Here is a 23,116-nt window from a genome sequence, read left to right on the forward strand (position 1 = left end):
AACATGGCAACTCTCGAATTACGCAACGTCAACAAGACTTACGGCGCCGGTTTGCCGGACACCCTGAAGAACATCGAACTGAAGATCGATGACGGGGAATTCCTGATCCTGGTCGGTCCGTCCGGCTGCGGCAAATCCACCTTGATGAACTGCATCGCCGGCCTGGAAACCATCAGCGGCGGCGCGATCCTGGTGGACGACGCCGACATCAGTGGCATGAGCCCGAAGGATCGCGACATCGCCATGGTGTTCCAGTCCTACGCGCTGTACCCGACCATGAGCGTGCGCGACAACATCGCCTTCGGCCTGAAGATTCGCAAAATGCCGACCGCCGACATCGATGAAGAAGTCGCGCGGGTTTCCAAACTGTTGCAGATCGAACACCTGCTCAATCGCAAGCCCGGCCAGCTGTCCGGTGGTCAGCAACAGCGCGTGGCGATGGGCCGTGCGTTGGCGCGGCGGCCGAAGATCTACCTGTTCGACGAACCGCTGTCCAACCTCGACGCCAAGCTGCGGGTCGAGATGCGCACCGAAATGAAACTGATGCACCAGCGCCTGAAAACCACCACGGTCTACGTGACCCACGACCAGATCGAAGCCATGACCCTGGGGGACAAGGTGGCGGTAATGAAGGACGGGATCATTCAGCAGTTCGGTACGCCGAAGGACATCTACAACAACCCGGCCAACCTGTTCGTGGCGAGCTTCATCGGTTCGCCGCCGATGAACTTCATCCCGCTGCGCCTGCAGCGCAAGGACGGTCGTCTGCTGGCGCTGCTCGACAGCGGCCAGGCCCGTTGCGAGTTGCCGCTGGGCATGCAGGACGCCGGTCTCGAAGATCGTGAAGTGATCCTTGGCATGCGCCCGGAGCAGATCGTCCTGGCCAACGGCGAGGCCAACGGTTTGCCGACCATTCGCGCCGAAGTCCAGGTCACCGAACCGACCGGGCCCGACACCCTGGTCTTCGTCAATCTCAACGACACCAAGGTCTGCTGTCGCCTGGCGCCTGATGTTGCGCCAGCGGTGGGCGAGACCCTGACCCTGCAATTCGATCCATCGAAAGTGCTGCTGTTCGATGCCAAGACCGGCGAACGCCTGGGGGCTGCCGGCCTGCCGAAAACCGAGAGCCACGCTGCCAACGTCGCTCAATTCAAAGGCCGCTGAAGATCAAAAATTGTGGGTGATTCCCCTGTGGGAGCGAGCCTGCTCGCGAAAGCGGTCTGACATTCAACACAGATGTCGTCTGACACATCGCCTTCGCGAGCAGGCTCGCTCCCACAAGGGGCATCTTTCACAGGGGGGATATGCGGTGAGCGGCCTGTCGCTCTTCGCAACCGATGTAACCGCGTTAAACAAAAAAGTTAATAACAATAAGACGAGGATGTAGGGATGAAGAAGAACAATAACGCTCAGCTTATCTGCCAGTTATCAGCCGTTGCGGCCATGATGCTGGCCGGTAGTGTGCACGCGGCTGACGCGTTTAGCGCCGATTCCGAATGGATGACGGGTGATTGGGGTGGCGAACGGACCCGGTTGATCGAGCAAGGCATCGACATCAAGATGGACTATGTCGGTGAAGTGGGCGGCAACCTCCATGGTGGGTTCAACGATGACAAGACCGCTCGCTACAGTGATCAGTTTGGCCTGGGCGCGGCGCTGGACCTGGAAAAGCTGTTCGGCTGGGATAACACCCAGGCCAAGATCCAGCTCACCAACCGTAACGGTGAAAACATCTCCAATGACCGTGTCGGCGATCCGCGTGCCGGCACCTTGAGTTCCTCCCAGGAAGTCTACGGCCGTGGCCATATGGTCCGTCTGACCCAGTTGTGGATCAAGCATCAGTTCTTCGACAACAAACTGGACATCAAGGCCGGTTACTTCGGTGAAGGCGAAGACTTCAACAGCTTCCCTTGCGAGTTCCAGAACCTGGCGTTCTGCGGTTCCCAGGTGGGTAACTGGGCGACCAACATCTGGTACAACTGGCCGGTCAGCCAGGCCGCTATCCGCCTGAAATGGAACATCTCGCCTGAGTTCTATGCGCAGATCGGCGCGTACAACCAGAACCCGACGCAACTGGAGCACGGTAACGGATTCAAACTCAGCGGCAGTGGTACCGAGGGCACCGTCCTGCCGGTGGAACTGGTCTGGTTGCCTAATCCTGGCAACCTGCCGGGCGAGTACCGTGTCGGTTACTACAAAAGCACGGCCAGCGCTGATGACGTTCGTGAAGACGACAATGGCAATGACGCTGCAACCAGCGGCAATGCCTATCGCAGCCACAGCAGCAAGCACGGCTACTGGTTCGTTGCCCAGCAACAGCTGACCACCCACAACGGTGACGCTTCCCGTGGCCTGAACATCGCCGCCAACGCCACTTTCCACGACAAGGACACCAACATCGTCGACAACTACCAGTCGCTGATGTTCGTGTACAAGGGGCCGTTCGATGCGCGTCCAAAAGATGACCTCGGCATCGGTTTCTCCCGTATCCATGTCAACGATGACGTGAAGAAAAACGCCGAGCTGGTGAACGCCGCCAATGGTGTCACCGACTACAACGATCCCCTGTTCTCGCCCCTGCGTGACACCGAGTACAACTACGAACTCAACTACGGCTTCCACGTCACCAACTGGCTGACCGTGCGTCCCAACCTGCAATACATCACTCATCCGGGCGGTGTGGATGAAGTCGACAACGCACTGGTGGCCGGCCTGAAAATTCAGTCGGTGTTCTGACGCGGTTGCGATAAGCTCCTCTCTATGTGCGCATTTTGCGGACAGCCATGGCTGTCCGCTTTTTTTTGGGGAAAGCCAAAGCACACCTGTGGCGAGGGGATTTATCCCCGTTGGACTGCGCAGCAGTCCCGTTTTTTGGGGTCGCTTCGCAACCCAACGGGGATAAATCCCCTCGCCACAAAGGCTTTGGCCACAGCGGTTCGCTGAACACAAGAAGATGAATACACCCATGATTTTCAGGACCGTGGCACATGCTTGAGCATCCGCTCCAACGCTTCTTCAAATCCTTGCGCGAACGACCGGTGTTTGCGTGGGAGCGCTATCAGAAGCGCGATGTCTTGATGATTGATCATCCGCTGTGTCAGGCGGTGTTCAGTCGCCAGGGCGCGCAGTTGCTGCACTTTCAGCCCCGGGGCCAGAAACCCTGGCTGTGGTGTGCGGCGAAGTGGCCGCAGGTCGGGGCTATTCGCGGTGGCGTGCCGGTGTGTTGGCCGTGGTATGGCCGTCATCCGAGTGAAAATGCCTGGCCGTCCCATGGCTGGGCACGCTTGCTGGACTGGAAACTGCTCGACAGCAGTAGCGACGATGATGGCGTGCGTCTGCATTGGCGGCTGGAGTTGTGCGATTGGCAAGTGGACCTGCACGCGCACCTCGGTGAGCGCATGGACCTGCGCCTGAGCACCGAGCATCACGACAGCCTGCCCTGCCAATTGAGCCAGGCGTTGCACGCCTACTGGCGTATTGGTGACGTTGGTGAGGTAGCGCTGTCTGGCCTCGACGGCGCGCAAGGTTACGACCAGTTGAACCGGCAGATGTGTCAGCAGGAAGGCGAACTACGGGTTGATGGAGGATGTCAGCGGGTGTTCCAGCATGACGGCGAACTGCAGCTCAACGACCACGCCTGGCAGCGGGCGTTGTGCATCGATACCGGTGATACGGCGGACACGGTGGTCTGGCACCCGGGCTCGCGGCCGTTGTTGGGGGTGAGCTGGAATGAGATATCGGAATTTGTCTGTGTGGAAGCAGCGAGCGGCGGCACTGACAGTTTGTGTCTCAAGCCGGGGGAGCGGGCGCATTTGAGTTTGCAGGCGCGGGTGGGCGCTTAGATTTGGGTTTTGCGGTGTTGGGGCGGCCGTCTTCGCGAGCAGGCTCGCTCCCACAATAGATCTTTACTGGACACAGTATGTGTGTTCAACGCAGGCCCACTGTGGGAGCGAGCCTGCTCGCGAAGAGGCCCGGTCAGGCAATGAAAATACTGGATCAGTTGAACTCGTCACCCACCGGATACCGGCTGGCATTCAAGCTCTCCTTGATCTTGCGCAAGTGCGGCTGGAAGTCCACGCCCCGGCGCAAGGTCATGCCGGTGGCGAGCACGTCCAGCACAGTCAGTTGAATGATCCGCGAGGTCATCGGCATGTAGATGTCGGTGTCCTCCGGCAGCGGGATGTTCAGGCTCAAGGTGCTGGCCTTGGCCAAGGGTGAGTTCTCCGCGGTCAAGCCAAGCACCGATGCGCCGTTTTCCCGGGCGATGCGGGCCACTTCCACCAGTTCGCGGGTGCGACCGGTGTAGGAAATGATCACGAATAACTCGCCGGTGTGCGCCACCGACGCAATCATGCGCTGCATCAGCACGTCGGCATGGGCGGTCACGGCCAGATTGAAGCGGAAGAACTTGTGCTGCGCATCCAGGGCCACCGGGGCTGAAGCGCCGAGGCCGAAGAAGTGGATCTGCCGGGCCTGGATCAACAGGTCGACGGCGCGGCTGATCAGGTTCGGGTCCAGCGCCTGGCAAGCGCTGTCCAGGGACGCGATGGCGCTGCCGAAGATTTTCTGGGTATAGGCTTCCGGATTGTCGTCGGCCTCCACCGCACGGCTGACGTACGCCGCGCCGCTGGCCAGGCTCTGGGCCAGTTGCAGCTTCAGTTCGGGGTAGCCGCTGACGCCGAACGAACGGCAGAAACGGTTGACCGTCGGCTCACTGACCGATGCGGCCTGGGCGAGGGCGGCGATGCTGAACCGGGTGGCCTGCTGTGGGTTGAGCAGGATCACTTCGGCGACTTTGCGTTCGGCCTTGTTCAGCTCTTCAAGGCGATTCTGGATCTGCTCCAGTAGATTTCGCACGCGGTCCATATGGATTTCCTTGATTCACCTGCGCCGATAAGCGCACGGCTAATGCAAAAAGGGCCTTTGATGCGGCCCGTAACGGTGGCCTATCCTACTGATGGCTCCGACCGACCACCACTCGGAATCTGTATTTTGCGAAAATGTTGTGGTTATTACTACATTTTCCCTTGAGTGATGCCTTGAAAAAAGGTATTTGTAGCTTAACTTGATAAAAGAACAAACATCATGCCTTCGATTACGGTTGAACCGTGCACCTTCGCCTTGTTCGGCGCCCTCGGCGATCTGGCCCTGCGCAAGCTGTTTCCTGCCCTTTATCAACTCGACGGTGCAGGCCTGCTGCACGAGGACACGCGCATCATCGCGCTGGCCCGTGAACCCGGCAGCGAGCAGGAGCATCTGACGTTCATCGCCGCCGAGCTGCGCCGCTATGTCGGTGCCAAGGAGCTGGACGAAGCCGTGGTCGAGCGTTTCCTCGCGCGCCTGAGCTACCTGCACGTCGATTTCCTCAGGTCCGAAGACTATGTGGCGCTGGCCGAAGCAGCGGGCAGCGCGCAACGGGTCATCGCCTATTTCGCCACGCCGGCAGCGGTTTACGGTGCGATCTGCGAGAACCTGGCCAAGGTTGGCCTGGCGGAAAACACCCGCGTGGTGCTGGAAAAACCCATCGGTTCGGACCTGGAGTCCTCGCGCAAGGTCAACGATGCCGTGGCGCAGTTCTTCCCGGAGAACCGCACGTATCGCATCGACCACTACCTGGGCAAGGAAACCGTCCAGAACCTGATCGCCCTGCGTTTCGCCAACAGCCTGTTCGAAACCCAGTGGAACCAGCACTACATCTCCCACGTGGAAATCACCGTGGCCGAGAAGGTTGGCATCGAAGGCCGCTGGGGTTACTTCGACAAGGCCGGTCAGCTGCGTGACATGATCCAGAACCACCTGCTGCAACTGCTCTGCCTGATCGCCATGGACCCGCCGGCCGACCTGTCCGCCGACAGCATTCGCGACGAGAAAGTCAAAGTCCTCAAGGCGCTGGCGCCGATCAGCCCGGAAGGCCTGACCACCCAAGTAGTGCGCGGTCAGTACATCGCCGGCCACAGTGAAGGCAAGTCGGTACCGGGTTACCTGGAAGAACCGAACTCCAACACCCAGAGCGACACCGAAACCTTCGTCGCCCTGCGGGCCGATATCCGCAACTGGCGCTGGGCGGGCGTGCCGTTCTACCTGCGTACCGGCAAGCGCATGCCGCAGAAGCTGTCGCAGATCGTCATCCACTTCAAGGAACCGTCGCATTACATCTTCGCTCCCGAGCAGCGCCTGCAAATCAGCAACAAGCTGATTATCCGCCTGCAACCGGACGAAGGCATTTCCTTGCGTGTGATGACCAAGGATCAAGGCCTGGACAAGGGCATGCAGCTGCGCAGTGGTCCGTTGCAGCTGAATTTTTCCGACACCTGGCGCAGTGCACGGATTCCCGATGCCTACGAACGGTTGTTGCTGGAAGTGATGCGTGGCAATCAGAACCTGTTTGTCCGTAAAGATGAAATCGAAGCCGCGTGGAAGTGGTGTGACCAGTTGATCGCCGGGTGGAAGAAATCCGGTGATGCGCCCAAGCCTTACGCGGCCGGGTCCTGGGGCCCCATGAGTTCCATTGCACTGATCACGCGGGACGGGAGGTCGTGGTATGGCGATATCTAATTTGAAACTGCCCCGGGGTGTCAGCGCCCATGCGTTCAAGAGCCCCGTGCTCTTGGCCGAAGGCCTGGCACTGAACGTGGCCAAACACCTGAACGAGGCGATCGACACCCAGGGCACCGCGACCCTGGTGGTGTCCGGCGGCCGCAGTCCGGTAGCGTTTTTCCAGCACCTGGCCAAGCAGACACTGGACTGGTCAAACGTGGTGATCAGCCTGGCTGACGAGCGCTGGGTGCCGGTGGAACACGCCGACAGCAATGCTGGCCTGCTCAAGAAATATCTGTTGCAAGGCCCGGCGGCCAAGGCGCAATTCCTGAGCCTGTACAGCGCCACCGCCAACCTGGAACAGGCAGCAGAACAAGCCGACCGTTTGCTCGCCGAATTGCCGGCGATCGACGTGCTGGTGCTGGGCATGGGGGACGACGGCCACACCGCGTCGCTGTTCCCGGGCAGCCCGAACCTCGCCGAAGCCCTGCAGGCCGACGGCAGCCGTCGCTGCTACCCGATGCTGGCGCCGACCGTGCCTCATCAGCGCCTGACCATGAGCCGTGCGCTGCTGGCCTCGGCCAAACACGTAATTCTGTCGATTTCCGGTCAGTCCAAGTTGACCACTCTCGATACCGCACTGGCCGGTGACGACGTCGCCGCACTGCCGATTCGCGCGTTTCTGCAACCCACGTTAGAGATTTACTGGTGCCCATGAGCCAAGGAACAGCCGCTATGACAAACCCATCCCCGACCGTTTCCATGGCGGATAAAGTTGCCCTGATCGACAGCCTCTGCGCCAAGGCGCGGATCCTGCCGGTGATCACCATCGCCCGCGAGCAGGACATCCTGCCGCTGGCCGATGCCCTCGCTGCTGGTGGCCTGACCGCCCTGGAAGTGACCCTGCGTTCGCAGTTCGGCCTCAAGGCCATCCAGGTCCTGCGTGAGCAGCGTCCGGAACTGGTGACCGGTGCCGGCACAGTACTCGATCGCCATATGCTGGCCGCGGCCGAAGCGGCCGGTTCGCAATTCATCGTCACGCCGGGTATCACCCGCGACCTGCTGGAAGCCAGCGTCGACAGCCCGATCCCACTGTTGCCAGGTATCAGCAACGCCTCGGGCATCATGGAAGGCTACGGCCTGGGGTATCGCCGCTTCAAGCTGTTCCCGGCGGAAGTCAGCGGCGGCGTCGCGGCCATCAAGGCCCTGGGCGGCCCGTTCGGCGAGGTTAAATTCTGCCCGACCGGCGGCGTAGGCCCGGCCAACATCAAGAGCTACATGGCGCTGAAAAACGTCATGTGCGTGGGCGGTAGCTGGATGCTTGATCCGGAGTGGATCAAGAACGGTGACTGGGCCCGCATTCAAGAATGCACCGCCGAGGCCTTGGCGCTGCTGGACTGATCAGCTTTACCTGACACTTCGTTGTGTGTTCTACGGCTTTACGGTGCGCTTGGTCGGTGCACCGTTTTTTTTTGCCTGGAAGAAGACCTGTGGGATATCTGTGGGAGCGAGCCTGCTCGCGAAAGCGATCTGACAGTCAGCATCTTCATTGGATATGAATCCGTCTTCGCGAGCAGGCTCGCTCCCACAGGTCAGCGCAGCTCCGTCAGCGCCGTGACCAGTCGTTTCATATGGTCGGCGGTGGTGGTCAGCCCCGGCGTAATCCGGATGCACGGACCACACGCCGCGCCGGTGCGCACCACGGTGAACAGGTTGTAGTCGTTGAGCAGCCGCTCGACCATCGCCTGTTGATCGGCCTGGGCGGTAAAGCGCATCGACGTGATGCCGCAATACAGTCGAGGGTCGTCCGGGGTCAGGACTTCAATGCCGGGCAACTCGCGTACCGCACGAACCCAGAGGTTACGCAGGTGGTTGAGGCGCGTGCCCTTGGCCGCGGAACCGCCCATCGCGTGATGTTCCTCGATGACCAGCGGCAAGGTCAGCAAGGCCGGGATGTTCGGTGTGCTGTAGGGCGTACGGGCACGAATGTCGGTCAGCGCAAAGTGCATTTCGCCCATGTCCGGGTCGATGTCCGCCAGGCGCTCAGGGGCGATGTAGAGGAAGCCTAAGGTCAACGGTGCACCGATCCACTTGTGCAGGTTGTAGGCCGCGAAGTCGATGCCCAGTTCATCGAGGTTGAACTCGAATTGACCCAGCGCGTGGGCGCCATCGAGGATCACGTCGATACCATGCTCCTTGGCGGCAGCGGCAATGGCCTGCACCGGCATCACCAGGCCGGTACGGTGGGTGACATGGGTCAGGGCCATCAGCTTGAGCCGCGGGTAGCGCGCAAAGGTTTCACGGTAGGTGGCGATCAAGTTGTCGAAGCTGGCGGGGTGCCGGTGTTCGATCTCGATGACGTCGACACCGCGATGTTTCGCCAGCCAGCGCATGGCGCCCTTGACGGTGTCGTACTCCAGATCGCAGATCAGCACCTGGTCACCCGGCTGCAGGCGATTGTAGTTGCGGATCAGCGACTGCAAACCCTCCGTAGCGTTGCTGGTGAGCGCGACCGTCTCGGCGGACACACCGATCAGATTGGCCACTTGCGCCTGGATCTTGATGCTTTCGCCCTGTTCGAAACGCTGACGAACGTGAACCGAGTTGCCGCGATTGATCAGTTCGATGTTGCGCTGATATTCCTCGACCACCGTGCGCGACATACGTCCGAAATAACCGTTTTCCAGGTTGATCGGGCCGGGTTGCAGATCGTAGCGATCGGCAAAGGTTTGCCAGAAGGCTTCATCACGGGCGCGGCGGGTGTTGTCGGGCATGGGGTTACTCGATCAGGGGCGGGATGAGTGAATCAGTGGCGAGGGGCAGGTTTGCCATGTTTGGCGCGCAGCGGTTCCAGCAACTCCGACAAACCGTTGTGATCGATTTCCTGCATCAGCGCCAGCAGGCCACCCAGTTCGCCATGGGGGAAACCTTCCCGGGCGAACCAGTTCAGGTAGGGCCCCGGCAAGTCCGCAATGATCCGGCCTTTGTACTTGCCGAAGGGCATTTCGCGGGTTATCAGCAGTTCGAGCTTTTCAGGGTTCATCACTCAGTCGTCTTGATTCAATGAGTCGGAAAAATACAGGCATTCTGCATGCAGGCCAAATGACAGATCATGCAAAAAAAACGGATACAGATTTCCAGGTTTTATCTAACTATATGAAATATAACGGTTAATTGATCGGTTCGAAGCTGGCATGCAGGCTGCACTACTTAAGGCATCTTTCATCAACCGCAAGGAATTGAAAAATGACCGACATGAATAAAGAAGCGATTTCTGTACTCAACGACCTGATTGAAACCAGCAAGGACGGTCAGGAAGGGTTCAAGACTTGCGCTGAAGACATTAAACACCCTGAACTCAAAACCCTGTTCGTGCAACGCTCGGCCGATTGCGCTGCGGCTGCCGCAGAATTGCAGAGTGCCGTGCGTTCGATGGGTGGCGATCCGGAAACATCCACCAGTGTCAGCGGCGATTTGCACCGTCGCTGGGTCGACGTGAAGTCGATGTTCACCGGCAAGGACGAAGAAGCTGTGCTGAACGAAGCCGAGCGCGGTGAAGACCATGCGCTGAAGGCTTATCGCGATGCCATGGAAAAAATCAACAAACACAACCTGGTGGGCATTCGTGACATCGTTGAACGTCAGTACCACGGTGTGCAGCGTAACCACGATCAGGTCAAAGCCCTGCGTAACCAGGCGCGCGCACGTTCATAAGCGCGATTGGTAACACCTGTGTGAGCTGTGGGGAGTCCCATGTGGGAGCGAGCCTGCTCGCGAATACGGTCTGTCAGGCGGCATTGAAGTCGCCTGACACTCCCTCTTCGCGAGCAGGCTCGCTCCCACATTTCTTTGTGCTGTGAATCAGCCGATGCTGATTTCCGGCAACTCGGTCAGGGTCACCGATTGCTGTTTGCGCGGCGCCAGAATCTCCGCCTCGCCATCCACCACCAACTCATCGCGCTGGTTGAACACCCGTGTGGCAATGCGCACACGGAACTTCGGCAGTTTTTCCAGGATCTCCAGGCGCACCGTCAGGGTGTCGCCGATTTTCACCGGCTTCTGAAAGCTCATCTGCTGGCCGATGTAGATAGTGCCCGGTCCTGGCAATTCGCAGGCGACTGCGGCGCTGATCAACGCACCGCTGAACATGCCGTGGGCGATACGTTCCTTGAACATGGTGCTGGCGGCATATTCGGCGTCCAGGTGCACCGGGTTGTGGTCGCCCGACATCGCGGCGAACAACTGAATGTCGCGCTCTTCGACTGTCTTGCTGAAGCTGGCGGTCTGGCCGATTTCGAGGGCTTCGTAAGGGGTGTTGGTAACCTGGGTCATCGGTCTGAATTCCTGTGACGAGTAAAAAGATTCACAAAAAACTATTCGGTTCGGTGTGGCCGGGGATTGCTCAGGGTCTGGTGGATCCAGGCCAGCACATCGGCGGTCACTTCATCGCGGTTGGTTTCGTTGAACAGTTCGTGCCGCGCCTGCGGGTAAACGGTCAGTTGCAGGCTCTGGCTTCCGGCCTCGCGCAAGGCGCCGGCCAGATCTTTCAGACGCCTGCCTTCGCTCACCGGATCACATTCGCCGCCGATCACCAGCAACGGCAGGCCCGGATCGATCTGGGCGAGATTGGACGCTTTGCTGATTTGCTGCAACCCGCCAAGCAAATCGATCCACAGTTGATTGGTGCAGCGAAAGCCGCAGAGCGGGTCGTTGGCGTACAGGTCGACCTCCGCCGGATCGCGGCTGAGCCAGTCGAATGGGGTGCGCACCGGTTTGAATTTCTTGTTGAACGAACCGAACGACAACCATTCGATCAGAGCGCTGCGGCCCTTGGGGCCCTGGCGCAGGCGTTCGAAACGGGCGATCTGGCGTGCCGCGCGATAAAGCGCCACGGGCTGGAAGTTCGAACCGCTGAGAATCGCGCCATGCAGGCTGGCGCTGTGATGCAACAGGTACGCCTGGGCGATGTAGCTGCCCATGCTGTGGCCCAGCAGCACGATCGGCGCGCCGGGATGTTGCTGGCCGATGTGTTGGTTGAGGCAGGCCAGGTCACCCACCACTTTGGCCCAACCGTCCGTGTCGGCAAAATGGCCGAGCGTCCCGTTTTCGGCAGTTTTGCCATGTCCGCGCAGGTCCGGGGCGTACACGCCATAGCCTTGATCACAGAGTTTTTCCGCCAGACGCGCGTAGCGACCGCTGTGTTCCGCCATGCCGTGCGCCAGCAGGATCACGGCCTTGGGACTGCCAGTGGGCAGCCACTGATTGACGAAGAGTCGGCTGCGGTCGCTGGTGGTCAACCAGAACGTATCGTGGATCATCGCGATTCCTTTGCTGGGGCATGGGGCATGGAGCTTGCGGCTTGCAGCTTAAAGCTTGCAGCTCAAGTTTATAGCGCATCCTTCGCCGGTCGTCTGATCAGGCCGTGCCGCGGCAGCAAGATTCACACGATCTATGACACACGTGCACATATTTGCCTGATTCGCCATAACTGCTAGTGTCCGAGAAGCTCCGCTTTTCCGCTTTCCGAGAAATGAGCGAGAAATGACAGAAAAGCGGCCCCGGATAGGCTCAGGTAAAGAGGACAAGAACAATGCAACCTGATTTCTGGAATGACAAGCGCCCGGCCGGCGTGCCACTGGACATTGACGTCGCTGAGTACAAGTCGGTCATCGAGGTGTTCGAGCGTTCCTGTAAGAAGTTTGCTGATCGCCCGGCGTTCAGCAACATGGGTGTCACCCTGACCTACGCCGAACTGGAACGCTACAGCGCCGCATTCGCCGGCTACCTGCAAACCCACACCGACCTGGTGCCGGGGGATCGCATCGCGGTCCAGATGCCCAACGTCCTGCAATACCCGATCGCCGTGTTCGGCGCCTTGCGTGCAGGACTGATCGTGGTCAACACCAACCCGCTGTACACCGCGCGGGAGATGCGTCATCAGTTCAAGGATTCCGGCGCCCGGGCGCTGGTGTACCTGAACATGTTCGGGCAAAAGGTCCAGGAAGTGCTGGCCGACACCGATATCCAGTACCTGATCGAAGCGAAAATGGGTGACATGATGCCCGCCGCCAAAGGCTGGCTGGTCAATACCCTGGTGAGCAAGGTCAAGAAAATGGTCCCGGCCTATTCCTTGCCCCAGGCCATTTCCTTCAAGAGCGCCTTGCACCAGGGCAAAGGAAAGGGCATCAAACCGCTGAGTGCCGGCCTCAACGACATCGCCGTGCTGCAATACACCGGCGGCACCACTGGGCTGGCCAAGGGCGCGATGCTGACCCACGGCAATCTGGTGGCCAACATGCAGCAGGCGCGGGCCTGTCTCAGTCAGTTTGCCAGTGACGGCCAGCCGCTGTTGCGTGAAGGCCAAGAGGTGATGATCGCGCCGTTGCCGCTGTACCACATCTATGCGTTCACGGCGAACTGCATGTGCATGATGGTGACCGGTAACCACAACGTGTTGATCACCAATCCGCGGGACATTGCCGGCTTTATCAAGGAGCTGAAAAACTGGCGTTTCTCGGCGCTGCTGGGGCTCAACACGCTGTTCGTGGCGTTGATGGACCACCCGGACTTCAAAACCCTGGATTTCTCCAGCCTCAAGCTCACCAACTCCGGCGGCACCGCGCTGGTCAAGGCCACGGCCGAGCGCTGGGAACAGTTGACCGGTTGCCGTATCACCGAAGGCTACGGCCTGACCGAAACCTCGCCGGTGGCCTGCACCAACCCCTATGGCGACCAATCGCGCATCGGTACGGTCGGCCTGCCGGTGCCGGGCACCACGCTCAAGGTGATCAACGATGAAGGCGTCGAGCAGCCATTGGGCGAGCGCGGCGAGCTGTGCATCAAAGGCCCGCAGATCATGAAGGGCTACTGGCAGAAACCCGAGGCGACCAACGAAGTGCTGGATGCCGACGGCTGGTTCAAGTCCGGCGACATCGCGGTGATCGACCCGGACGGCTTCGTGCGCATCGTCGATCGCAAGAAAGACATGATCATCGTCTCGGGTTTCAACGTGTACCCGAACGAGATCGAGGACGTGGTGATGGCGCACCCGAAAGTGGCCAACTGCGCGGTGATCGGTGTGCCGGACGAGCGTTCGGGCGAGGCGGTGAAGTTGTTCGTGGTCGCCCGCGAAGCGGGTGTCAGCCTTGAAGAGCTGAAGGCCTACTGCAAGGAAAACTTCACGGCGTACAAAGTGCCCAAGCACATTGTCTTGCGTGAGTCGTTGCCGATGACGCCGGTGGGCAAGATTCTGCGGCGGGAGTTGCGGGATATCGCGTAAGCGGTGAATGGTTGGTCCCTGTGGGAGCGAGCTTGCTCGCGATGGACGTCAACGATAACGCGCCCTGTCTGGATGGGCGCGTTGTCCGAGCGTTTTTCGCGAGCAAGCTCGCTCCTACAGTTTTTAGAGGCCCCGAATTTCGTGGCTTTCAGCGACATATAGGTTTATTGCTCTAAAATGACTGCTTGTTATTCTTGAGTCACCATTGTGACCGTAGAGGCCGCTTTTGGCTCTAGTCGACCCTATTCAAAGCTGCTACTCTCGGCGCGCTTTGTGACTTCTCGGCCTAGTAAAAAGCCAGACTCACCTATAGACAAACACCAATAATAATCGCATCAAATGCGGTGCTGAATTCGCGTTGCTGAGGAGTGGGCTTCCATGATCGAAGACTTTTGGAAGGATAAGTACCCAGCTGGAATTGCTGCCGACATCAATCCAGACGAGTACCCGAATATTCAGGCAGTGTTGAAGCAATCCTGCCAACGCTTCGCCAACAAACCGGCATTCAGCAACCTGGGCAAGACAATCACCTACGGTGAACTGTACGAATTGTCCGGTGCCTTTGCCGCCTACCTGCAACAGCATACCGATTTGCAGCCAGGCGATCGAATCGCCGTGCAACTGCCCAACGTGTTGCAGTACCCGGTTGCCGTCTTCGGGGCCATCCGCGCCGGGCTGATCGTGGTCAACACCAACCCGCTATACACCGCGCGGGAAATGGAACACCAGTTCAACGACTCCGGTGCCAAGGCCCTGGTCTGCCTGGCCAACATGGCACACCTGGCCGAGGCTGTGGTGCCGAAAACCGGGGTCAAGCACGTCATTGTTACTGAAGTCGCCGATCTGTTGCCGCCGCTCAAGCGTCTGCTGATCAACAGCGTGATCAAGTACGTGAAAAAGATGGTGCCGGCGTATCACTTGCCAAAAGCCATCAAGTTCAACGACGTGTTGAGCAAGGGCCACGGTCAGCCAGTGACCGAGGCCAGCCCGGCCAGCAGCGATGTCGCGGTGTTGCAATACACCGGCGGCACCACCGGCGTGGCCAAGGGCGCGATGCTGACCCATCGCAACCTGGTGGCGAACATGTTGCAGTGCAAGGCGCTGATGGGTTCCAACCTCAATGAAGGCTGCGAGATCCTGATCACGCCGCTGCCGCTGTACCACATCTATGCCTTCACCTTTCATTGCATGGCGATGATGCTGATCGGCAACCACAACATCCTGATCAGCAACCCGCGCGATTTGCCGGCGATGGTCAAGGAGTTGTCGAAGTGGAAGTTCAGCGGTTTCGTCGGCCTCAATACCTTGTTTGTGGCCCTGTGCAACAACGAAGGCTTCCGCAAGCTGGATTTCTCGGCGCTGAAAGTCACCCTGTCCGGTGGCATGGCCCTGCAACTGGCGGCTGCCGAACGCTGGAAAGCCGTCACCGGTTGCGCCATCTGCGAAGGTTACGGCATGACCGAAACCAGCCCGGTGGCCACGGTGAACCCGATCCAGAAGATCCAGATCGGCACCATCGGCATTCCGGTGCCGTCGACCCTGTGCAAAATCATCAATGATGCCGGTGCTGAACAACCGATGGGCGAAATCGGTGAGCTGTGCGTGAAGGGGCCGCAGGTGATGAAGGGCTACTGGCAGCGCCAGGAAGCCACCGATGAAATCCTCGACAGCGAAGGCTGGTTGAAGACCGGCGACATCGCGCTGATCCAGCCCGATGGCTACATGCGCATTGTCGATCGCAAGAAAGACATGATCCTGGTTTCCGGTTTCAACGTGTACCCGAACGAACTGGAAGACGTACTGGCGACCTTGCCGGGCGTGCTGCAATGCGCGGCCATCGGCGTGCCGGACGAGAAGTCGGGCGAGGCGATCAAGATTTTCATCGTTGCCAAACCGGGCGTGACCCTGACCAAGGAACAAGTGATGGAGCACATGCGTGCGAACGTCACCGGCTACAAGGTTCCGAAAGCCGTGGAGTTCCGCGATGCGCTGCCGACCACCAACGTCGGCAAGATCCTGCGCCGGGAACTGCGCGATGAAGAGCTGAAGAAGATCAACGCGAAGAAAACCGCCGCGTAATCAAACAAAAAGCCCCGCAGATGCGGGGCTTTTTGTTTCTGTCCGGAGCATCTTCAGCGCCGCTGAAGTTGCCTTCGCGAGCAGGCTCGCTCCCACAGGTGATCGCATGCTTTCTGAAGTCACTCGGTCAAAACTGTGGGAGCGAGCCTGCTCGCGAAGCTTTTAATGTTATTGACGGAACGGCGCGAAATTGACGTTGGTGCCCGCCGGGCGCATGTCCTGCAGCCAGGAGTCCTTGTCGGCGCTCAGTTCCAGGCTCAGGGCCGCCTTGCGCTTGCCCTGGTTACGCACCACAAGGCCTTCGAGCTTCTCGCGCAGGAACACCGTCGGCACTTTCAGGTGCAGCAGTTCGTCGGTATCCGGGGTGTGCATCAGCAGGTGAATCCACTCGTACTGACCAATGGCCAGGCGCGCCACCGGGATGTCGAACCACCAGATGTTGCGGTTGCGGTTCAATTCGGTGAAGTGGCAGTTGTTGACGCCAAGCACAGCACCGCCGAGTTCCTGATTTCTGCGGGCAATGGCCTGCTTTTTATCGAGTTTCATAACATTCCTACGGGATTGGATCTTCAGCGCCAGGGCCTGAATACGTTGCGCATTCTCGGGGGTTGCCGGGCAAACATAAAGCCCAACCTGCATTGAACGATGAAATGTCACTGGGAAAATAAATGAAACTCCCTGCAAACGCCCTCGGTCAACCTTGTGTAACGACTTATCTCATTGATTTGTTCACAGGAGAAACACCATGGGCAGCACTGGCGATAAAGTAAAAGGCATGGCCAACGAAGCGGCTGGCAACGTCAAGCAAGGCGTCGGCAAGGCCACCAACAATCCGAATCTGCAAGCTGAAGGCAAGGCTCAGGAAAGGAAGGGCGAGGCGCAGCAAGCAATCGGTAAAGCCAAGGACGCGATCAAGAAAGGCGTCGACAAAGCGTGATACGGCCTTTGATGAGCGACAGAAACGGCCATCCACGGATGGCCGTTTTTGTGTCAGCCTGAACTTGAGCGATGAAATTGTTTCAAAGTCGCCAGGTAGGCTACTTTGATGAATGAAAACGGCCCCTGAGTCGCCACGATCTCAACCCAATCCAGTATGCGGCGAATGGAGACGCGAATGATTTTCCCGGACATGAGAGGCCTGCCCCTGCACCGTGTGATGATGCGCACGGTCACCGAGTTCGTCGACGACGAGATGTCGACCTACGCCTCGGCGCTGGCCTATCAAATGCTGTTTTCGCTGTTTCCCTTCATCCTGTTCCTGATTGCCCTGATCGGTTTCCTGCATCTGCCGGACTTCTTTTCCTGGTTGCGCCTGCAATCGGAACTGGTATTGCCGCCCCAGGCGCTGGAGCAGGTGAACCCGGTGATCGACCAGCTCCAGCAATCCAAGGGTGGCCTGCTGTCGGTGGGTATCGTGATTGCCCTGTGGACCGCCTCGGCCGGTGTGCGCTTGATGATGAGCGCGATGAACGCCGCCTACGACGTGGTCGAAGGCCGGCCGGCGTGGAAGCGTTTTCCGCTGTCGATTATCTACACCGTCGGCATCGCCGGCATGCTGCTGATTGCCGCCGCGTTGATGGTACTCGGCCCGCAAGTGATGAACTGGATCGCGTCGCAAGTCGGTCTTGAATACTTCATTGTCACGCTGTGGAACATCGTGCGCTGGCCGGCGATTGTGATCCTGCTGATGGTTGCCGTGGCACTGATCTATTACGTCATGCCCGACGTCAAGCAGGAGTTCCGCTTCATCACCCCAGGTTCGGTGCTGTCAGTGGTGGTGTGGATCATCGCGTCCCTGGGCTTCGGTTTGTACGTCAAGGAATTCGCCAACTACAACGCCATGTATGGCAGTATCGGTGCGATCATCGTGCTGTTGCTGTACTTCTATATATCCGCCGCGGTGCTACTGCTTGGGGCCGAGATGAACGCGGTGATCGAGCACATGTCGCGCGAAGGCAAAGACCCTGGCGAGAAAGCCCCGGGCGAACATGGCCCCGTCCATGAGGAAAAACACCACGTGTCGGGGCTGGGCCGCGATCATTCAAAACCCAAACCGACCATTGACGAAACCTGACCATGATCCGTGAAATTCTGAAAATGGGCGATGAACGCCTGCTGCGCATTGCCCCTCCAGTGCCGGCCGAAATGTTCGACAGCCCCGAGCTGTGGCAACTGATCGACGATATGTTCCAGACCATGGAAAGCGTCGGCGGGGTTGGCCTGGCCGCGCCGCAGATCGGTGTCGACCTGCAGCTGGTGATCTTCGGTTTCGAGCACAGCGAGCGTTATCCAGACGCCGAAGCCGTACCGCAGACAATCCTGATCAACCCGTTGATCACGCCGCTGAGCCCGATCATGGAGGAAGGGTTCGAAGGGTGCCTGTCGGTGCCGGGCATGCGTGGCGCGGTGGATCGCTATCAACAGATCCGCTACGAAGGCTTCGACCCCAAGGGCGAGCCCATCGTGCGCATCGCTTGCGGGTTCCATGCACGGGTGGTGCAGCATGAATGCGATCACCTGATCGGCCGGCTATACCCGTCGCGCATCACCGACTTCAGCAAGTTCGGGTTCACCGAAGTGATGTTCCCGGATCTTGATCCCAACGCCGACGACTGATTCGTATCCACCCGGAACCCATGTGGGAGCGAGCCTGCTCGCGAAAGCAGTGTGTCAGTCAACATAGATATTGAATGACAGGCCGTCTTCGCGAGCAGGTTATATGTAGTTTTTAGTCAATCACTGGGTTGGCTTTGGGTTCCAGGCCCATGGCGATCATCGGTTTACTGCGGGCGTAACGGCTCAAACGCTCGACCATGGCGTAGGGCATCGGCGGATCGAAGGTAAAGCCGCGGCGTTGGTAAAAACCGCGCAAGTCGGGATGGCAGAACAGCCAGACCGGCAACTCGAGATCTTTCACCGCTTCAGCAATCAATGCGGCAGCGACTCCCTGTTCGCGACAGGCCGGATCGACAAACAACCCCGTCAGCCAATGCCCGCCGGCTACCGGACGCAAGCAGAGTGCCGCGATGATCTCGTCACGCCGTGCGACCCACAGCTGCGCGTCGCGAACCGCTTTCATCGACGATTGGTGGGCGCGATAGAACTTGTTCATCAATGGCCATAACGGCTCATCGAGTCGGGCGTAATGGGTGCTGTGCATGGGACTAAACTGTTGGAGGGGCAAGTGCGCGATTATAAAAGAACGCGCGCGTCGGGATAGGTGTATACCTGTTCTCACCCCCTCGTGAGTGGAGTACGCATCATGTCTAAAGGTATGGAATCAAAAAAAGAGCTGAAGAAAAAACCGGCGAAAACCGCCATTGAAAAACGTGCCGACAAGAAGGCCAAAAAACTGAACGTGTTTGGGCATTGATTCTGCGCTGACCGATCGCTCCCATGTGCTGCACGGGAGCGATCTTCTGAAAATATTCTGCAAGAAATCCTGGCGTCGTTGCACAGAAGGGGACTGGTCCCCGATCCGAGCAACGCCATGCCCCATTACTTCGATAGCGCCCACCGAGAAGAAATCGAAACCCTGCGCCAACGCCTGACCGCCCGCACCGAGTGGCCGACCTGGTTGCTGTTGACCGGTGTGTACAGCGCCTGGTTCGCCATTGTTCTGAACAGCCATTCGTTGGGTCTGTGGTGGAGCACGCTGTTGCTGATTCCCATGGTGGTGCTCTGGTTGTCGGTGCAGCACGAACTGTTGCACGGTCATCCGACGCGCTGGCCGGCGTTGAACAAAGTCCTGGGTTATGCACCGTTCGCCGTGTGGTATCCCTACACCCTGTATCGCGACAGCCACCTGCTGCATCACCGCGACGAAGACCTGACCATCCCCGGACGCGATCCGGAAAGCCGTTACTTGAGTGCTGAGCGCTGGCAGCGCAGTTCGCTGTTCGAGCAGGGCCTGCACTGGCTGAACAAAACCGTGCTCGGCCGCTTCGCCCTCGGTGCGCCGCTGGCCTTGTTGGGGTTGGCCGGGCAAGAATTGCAACGACTCAAGACCGGTGAGCGCCAGGCCTGGTTGATGTGGCTCAGCCATGGCGCGTTGACCCTGCTGATGCTGTTGTTCATCGCACGCTACAGCGCATTGCCGGTGTGGCATTACCTGTTGCTGGTCAGCATGCCGGCACTGTCGATCGCGATGATCCGTTCCTACTATGAACACCGCCCGCATGCGCTACCTGAGCAACGCACCGTGCTCAACGAGGCAGCGTGGCCCTGGCGCTGGCTGTTCCTTAACCTCAACCTGCACCTGGTGCATCACGACTTGCCAGGGTTGCCCTGGTACGACTTGCCACGGGTCTATCGCGCGCGTCGCGAGCAATGGCTGGCCCGCAGTGGCGGGTTCCTGGTGCGAGGGTATGGACAGTTGTGGCGGGAGAATGGGGTGAGGGCGATCGACAGTCCGCGGCATCCGTTTCACTGATGACTGCCCACCACTGAACCCTGTGGGAGCGAGCCTGCTCGCGAAGGCGGTGTTTCAGTCGACTTATCTGTTGGATGTTAAATCGCTTTCGCGAGCAGGCTCGCTCCCACAGTGGATCTTTGTTGGATGGAAGGTTTTTGATGACTCGACACCTTGCCGAATTACTCATGTACGTCGCCCCTGAACCCATCCGCCAGGCCAACGAACGTTGGCTTGCGCTGGTCCTTGAGCGACTGGGCGCTACGCGCCATGACGTCGAGGGCCTGTCGCTGATGGACCTCTGGCTGTCGCCGTACCTGCTGCTGACCCAAACCTGCGGCTATCCGCTGATGACGGCGTTGCGCGGCCAGGTCCGGGTGCTCGGCCGACCTCGCTATGAACTGCCGGACAGCAGCGGCGGCAACCATTGCAGCCTGCTGCTGAGTCGCGCCGACAATCCACGGCGAACCTTGCCGGATTTTTTTGGCAGCCGTGGCGTGATCAACGGCGAAGACTCCAACAGCGGCATGAACCTGTTGCGTCATCGGCTGGCGCCTCTGCATCGGGACGGGCAATTTTTTGCCAGGGTCGACATCAGCGGCAGCCATCGCGAAAGCCTGCGCTGGTTGCGCGAAGAGTTGGCCGACCTGGCGGCCATCGACAGTGTGACCTATGCCTATCTGACTCGGTACGCCGCAGAGGAGGTTGCCGGATTGCGGGTGGTTGCGCGCAGTGCCATCAGTCCGACCTTGCCGTATATCACGGCAGCGAGTGTGAGTGAGGAGCAGGCTGAAGAGATTCGGGGGGTGATGAATCAGGCGCTGATCGAACTCCCGCAGGTGGCGCAGGTTCTCGGGTTGTTGGAGGTGTTGCCGGCCAGTGAGCGTGACTACCAGATCATTCTCGATTACCAGCAGCAAGCGCAGGCGTTGGGGTTCGTGCGGTTGCGTTGAGGTTCAAGCGTTGAGTCGGCAGATCCATTCGCGAGCAGGCTCGCTCCCACAGGCTGATCTGCGGACCTGTGGAAGCGAGCCTGCTCGCGAAAGCGATCGATCAGGCGAAACTGAAATTCAATAATGGAATATAAAAATGAATTTTAAATATTATTAATGAATAAGGCTCCTTGCTAGGATCGCGTCACCGGACGACCGGACATTCAGCGACCCCTAACCTTTGGAGCCTCTATGTCCGGCACCGACCTTTCCCATCGCAACGACGTGGGCGGATTGTTCCGCGCCCATTACCCCTGGCTTTGCGCGCGCTTACGCCAATACCTGGGAACCGCTGCCAGTGCCGAAGACATCGCCGCCGAAACCTTCGTGCAGTTGCTCGAAGCACCGCAGCCGGTGTCGATCCGCGAGCCTCGCGCCTTGCTGACCACCATTGCCCGCCGCTTGATTTATCAACTGTGGCGTCGGCGCGATCTGGAACGCCGACATCTGGATCAACTGCAGCAGGCTGATCAATCTTCAACACCTTCGCCCGAAGAGCTGGCGCAACTCACCCAGGCGCTGCATGGCCTCGATCGCACGTTGGCGCGTCTGCCCGGCAAGGTCAGGGCGACCTTTCTGTTGTCGCGGGTCGACGGCCTGACTTACCCGCAAATCGCCGCCGAGCTGGGCATTTCCCTGCGTTCGGTCAGCGCCTACATGACCCGCTCCGAGGCCTTGTGTGCCCGGCACAGCGCCAATCAATTGCTCACTCTCAACCCACAGAACAAGAGGTCCGCATGAGATCGATCAAAACCCTGCTCGGCAGTTCGCTGCTGGCCCTGAGCCTGATGGCCAACCAGGCACCGGCGGCGGAAAAAGCCGCACCCATCCATTTCGGTGACCTCACCTGGGAAAGCGGCAATCTCATCACCGAGATCCTGCGCCTGATCGTGGAGAAAGGTTACGGCTACCCGACGGACACCTTGCCGGGTAGCACCGTCAGCCTCGAAGCGGCGCTGGCCAAAAACGACATTCAAGTGATCGGTGAGGAGTGGGCGGGGCGCAGTCCGGCGTGGGTCAAGGCCGCCGCCGAAGGCAAGGTATTCGGCCTGGGCGACACGGTGAAGGGTGCGACCGAAGGTTGGTGGGTACCGGAGTATGTGATCAAGGGTGACCCGGAACGCGGCATCAAACCGCTGGCGCCGGAACTGAAATCCGTGGCTGACCTGGCCAGGTACAAGGACGTGTTCCGTGACCCCGAAGACCCCAGCCGTGGACGCTTCCTCAACAGCCCTACCGGCTGGACCTCGGAGATCGTCAACAGCCAGAAACTCAAGGCCTACGACCTGACGCAAAGCTTCGTCAACTTCCGCACCGGCTCCGGCGCGGCGCTGGATGCCGAGGTGGCATCGTCGATCCGTCGTGGCAAACCGGTGCTGTTCTACTACTGGTCGCCAACGCCGCTGCTGGGCCGTTTCAAACTGGTGAAACTCGACGAGCCGCCCTTCGACGCCGAAGCCTGGAAAACCCTGGCCGACGCCAACAACCCGAATCCCAAAGGCACGCGCTCAATGCCGGCCAGCCTGGCCATCGGCGTGTCTGCGCCGTTCAAGGCGCAGTACCCGGACCTGGTGGCGTTCTTCGAAAAAGTCGACCTGCCGATCGATCTGCTGAATCAGACCCTGGGGCAGATGAGCGAAAAACGACAGAAGCCCCGTGAAGTGGCCGAAGCGTTTTTGCGTGAGCAGCCGCAGGTGTGGAAGGACTGGGTGCCGGGTGAGGTGGCGAACCGGGTCAGGGCAAGTCTGTGAGCCGTTTTCTCCCGGGGACACGTAACCGCGCCGACCGTCGGGTCTGTTATTTCTGACAGTAGACAGG

At 59.4% G+C, this 23,116-nt stretch carries 23 protein-coding genes; 16 read left to right on the forward strand and 7 right to left on the reverse strand.

Annotated elements, in window-relative coordinates; translation table 11 throughout:
- The first annotated feature begins 3 nt into the window (after window positions 1-3).
- The 3 genes from CKW21_RS06690 to CKW21_RS06700 all read left to right on the forward strand — a co-directional run bounded on the left by CKW21_RS06690 (window position 4) and on the right by CKW21_RS06700 (window position 3,842).
- Window positions 4-1,164: an ABC transporter ATP-binding protein gene (locus CKW21_RS06690; RefSeq protein WP_095193206.1), complete on the forward strand. Its 1,161-nt coding sequence runs from the start codon at window positions 4-6 to the stop codon at window positions 1,162-1,164.
- A 225-nt stretch (window positions 1,165-1,389) separates the two neighbouring features.
- Complete coding sequence (locus CKW21_RS06695; protein WP_095193207.1) at window positions 1,390-2,736, forward strand: carbohydrate porin; 1,347 nt, start codon at window positions 1,390-1,392, stop codon at window positions 2,734-2,736.
- A 251-nt stretch (window positions 2,737-2,987) separates the two neighbouring features.
- Complete coding sequence (locus CKW21_RS06700) at window positions 2,988-3,842, forward strand: D-hexose-6-phosphate mutarotase (protein ID WP_095193208.1); 855 nt, start codon at window positions 2,988-2,990, stop codon at window positions 3,840-3,842.
- A 154-nt stretch (window positions 3,843-3,996) separates the two neighbouring features.
- Here CKW21_RS06700 and CKW21_RS06705 read toward each other — a convergent pair whose 3' ends face one another.
- Window positions 3,997-4,857 (reverse strand): MurR/RpiR family transcriptional regulator, encoded by an 861-nt coding sequence (locus CKW21_RS06705; RefSeq protein WP_170948639.1) that lies wholly within the window; start codon window positions 4,855-4,857, stop codon window positions 3,997-3,999.
- Window positions 4,858-5,085: 228 nt separating this feature from the next.
- Here CKW21_RS06705 and zwf point away from each other — a divergent pair, with 228 nt between their 5' ends.
- The 3 genes from zwf to CKW21_RS06720 are packed head-to-tail and all read left to right on the forward strand — an operon-like array spanning window position 5,086 to window position 7,938.
- A complete protein-coding gene (gene zwf / locus CKW21_RS06710) occupies window positions 5,086-6,555 on the forward strand; it encodes a glucose-6-phosphate dehydrogenase (RefSeq protein ID WP_095193209.1) in 1,470 nt (489 codons plus the stop codon).
- A complete protein-coding gene (gene pgl / locus CKW21_RS06715; RefSeq protein WP_095193210.1) occupies window positions 6,542-7,255 on the forward strand; it encodes a 6-phosphogluconolactonase in 714 nt (237 codons plus the stop codon). The genes zwf and pgl overlap by 14 nt, the downstream gene beginning before the upstream one ends.
- Window positions 7,256-7,272: 17 nt before the next feature.
- Window positions 7,273-7,938 (forward strand): bifunctional 4-hydroxy-2-oxoglutarate aldolase/2-dehydro-3-deoxy-phosphogluconate aldolase, encoded by a 666-nt coding sequence (locus tag CKW21_RS06720; RefSeq protein ID WP_008056780.1) that lies wholly within the window; start codon window positions 7,273-7,275, stop codon window positions 7,936-7,938.
- A 191-nt stretch (window positions 7,939-8,129) separates the two neighbouring features.
- Here the strand turns inward: CKW21_RS06720 and CKW21_RS06725 are convergent, their stop codons facing one another.
- Window positions 8,130-9,311: an aminotransferase class V-fold PLP-dependent enzyme gene (locus CKW21_RS06725; protein WP_095193211.1), complete on the reverse strand. Its 1,182-nt coding sequence runs from the start codon at window positions 9,309-9,311 to the stop codon at window positions 8,130-8,132.
- 32 nt (window positions 9,312-9,343) lie between these two features.
- Complete coding sequence (locus CKW21_RS06730; RefSeq protein WP_003213031.1) at window positions 9,344-9,580, reverse strand: DUF3820 family protein; 237 nt, start codon at window positions 9,578-9,580, stop codon at window positions 9,344-9,346.
- 203 nt (window positions 9,581-9,783) lie between these two features.
- Between CKW21_RS06730 and CKW21_RS06735 the strand changes: the two genes are divergently transcribed.
- Window positions 9,784-10,251: a PA2169 family four-helix-bundle protein gene (locus tag CKW21_RS06735; RefSeq protein WP_008056786.1), complete on the forward strand. Its 468-nt coding sequence runs from the start codon at window positions 9,784-9,786 to the stop codon at window positions 10,249-10,251.
- A 147-nt stretch (window positions 10,252-10,398) separates the two neighbouring features.
- Here CKW21_RS06735 and CKW21_RS06740 read toward each other — a convergent pair whose 3' ends face one another.
- Together CKW21_RS06740 and CKW21_RS06745 are read right to left on the reverse strand one after the other, a co-directional pair.
- Complete coding sequence (locus CKW21_RS06740) at window positions 10,399-10,869, reverse strand: MaoC family dehydratase (protein WP_095193212.1); 471 nt, start codon at window positions 10,867-10,869, stop codon at window positions 10,399-10,401.
- A gap of 41 nt (window positions 10,870-10,910) precedes the next feature.
- Complete coding sequence (locus CKW21_RS06745) at window positions 10,911-11,855, reverse strand: alpha/beta hydrolase (RefSeq protein WP_095193213.1); 945 nt, start codon at window positions 11,853-11,855, stop codon at window positions 10,911-10,913.
- A 272-nt stretch (window positions 11,856-12,127) separates the two neighbouring features.
- On the opposite strand from CKW21_RS06745, the gene fadD2 reads away from it, so the two are divergent.
- Entirely contained in the window at window positions 12,128-13,816 is a 1,689-nt protein-coding gene (gene fadD2 / locus CKW21_RS06750; protein WP_095193214.1) for a long-chain-fatty-acid--CoA ligase FadD2, read from the forward strand.
- A 378-nt stretch (window positions 13,817-14,194) separates the two neighbouring features.
- Window positions 14,195-15,895, forward strand: a complete 1,701-nt coding sequence (gene fadD1, locus CKW21_RS06755) for a long-chain-fatty-acid--CoA ligase FadD1 (protein ID WP_095193215.1) — start codon at window positions 14,195-14,197, stop codon at window positions 15,893-15,895.
- 168 nt (window positions 15,896-16,063) lie between these two features.
- On the opposite strand, the gene CKW21_RS06760 is transcribed toward fadD1, so the two are convergent.
- Window positions 16,064-16,441: a hypothetical protein gene (locus CKW21_RS06760; RefSeq protein WP_095193216.1), complete on the reverse strand. Its 378-nt coding sequence runs from the start codon at window positions 16,439-16,441 to the stop codon at window positions 16,064-16,066.
- A gap of 199 nt (window positions 16,442-16,640) precedes the next feature.
- On the opposite strand from CKW21_RS06760, the gene CKW21_RS06765 reads away from it, so the two are divergent.
- From CKW21_RS06765 to def, 3 genes are all read left to right on the forward strand, one after another.
- Entirely contained in the window at window positions 16,641-16,832 is a 192-nt protein-coding gene (locus tag CKW21_RS06765) for a CsbD family protein (protein ID WP_095193217.1), read from the forward strand.
- Between the two features lie 177 nt (window positions 16,833-17,009).
- Window positions 17,010-17,969, forward strand: a complete 960-nt coding sequence (locus CKW21_RS06770) for a YihY/virulence factor BrkB family protein (RefSeq protein ID WP_095193218.1) — start codon at window positions 17,010-17,012, stop codon at window positions 17,967-17,969.
- Between the two features lie 2 nt (window positions 17,970-17,971).
- The gene (gene def / locus CKW21_RS06775; protein ID WP_095193219.1) at window positions 17,972-18,511 is read left to right on the forward strand and encodes a peptide deformylase; all 540 of its coding nucleotides are present in this window, start codon (window positions 17,972-17,974) and stop codon (window positions 18,509-18,511) included.
- Between the two features lie 112 nt (window positions 18,512-18,623).
- Here def and CKW21_RS06780 read toward each other — a convergent pair whose 3' ends face one another.
- The gene (locus CKW21_RS06780; protein WP_095193220.1) at window positions 18,624-19,055 is read right to left on the reverse strand and encodes a GNAT family N-acetyltransferase; all 432 of its coding nucleotides are present in this window, start codon (window positions 19,053-19,055) and stop codon (window positions 18,624-18,626) included.
- A gap of 330 nt (window positions 19,056-19,385) precedes the next feature.
- On the opposite strand from CKW21_RS06780, the gene CKW21_RS06785 reads away from it, so the two are divergent.
- The 4 genes from CKW21_RS06785 (at window position 19,386) to CKW21_RS06800 (ending at window position 23,049) form a co-directional block, all read left to right on the forward strand.
- Window positions 19,386-20,327, forward strand: coding sequence for a fatty acid desaturase (locus CKW21_RS06785; RefSeq protein WP_095193221.1), 942 nt, complete (start codon window positions 19,386-19,388; stop codon window positions 20,325-20,327).
- Window positions 20,328-20,467: 140 nt separating this feature from the next.
- Window positions 20,468-21,259, forward strand: a complete 792-nt coding sequence (locus CKW21_RS06790) for a phosphate/phosphite/phosphonate ABC transporter substrate-binding protein (protein ID WP_095193222.1) — start codon at window positions 20,468-20,470, stop codon at window positions 21,257-21,259.
- A 231-nt stretch (window positions 21,260-21,490) separates the two neighbouring features.
- Entirely contained in the window at window positions 21,491-22,039 is a 549-nt protein-coding gene (locus tag CKW21_RS06795) for a sigma-70 family RNA polymerase sigma factor (protein ID WP_095193223.1), read from the forward strand.
- Window positions 22,036-23,049 carry an ABC transporter substrate-binding protein gene (locus tag CKW21_RS06800; RefSeq protein WP_095193224.1) on the forward strand — a complete coding sequence of 338 codons (1,014 nt, stop codon included), beginning with the start codon at window positions 22,036-22,038 and terminating at the stop codon, window positions 23,047-23,049. Before CKW21_RS06795 ends, CKW21_RS06800 begins: the two co-directional genes overlap by 4 nt.
- Window positions 23,050-23,116: the final 67 nt, after the last annotated feature.

Origin of the sequence: Pseudomonas sp. Irchel 3A7, assembly GCF_900187565.1 — a bacterium.
In the GTDB taxonomy this organism is placed as follows: domain Bacteria; phylum Pseudomonadota; class Gammaproteobacteria; order Pseudomonadales; family Pseudomonadaceae; genus Aquipseudomonas.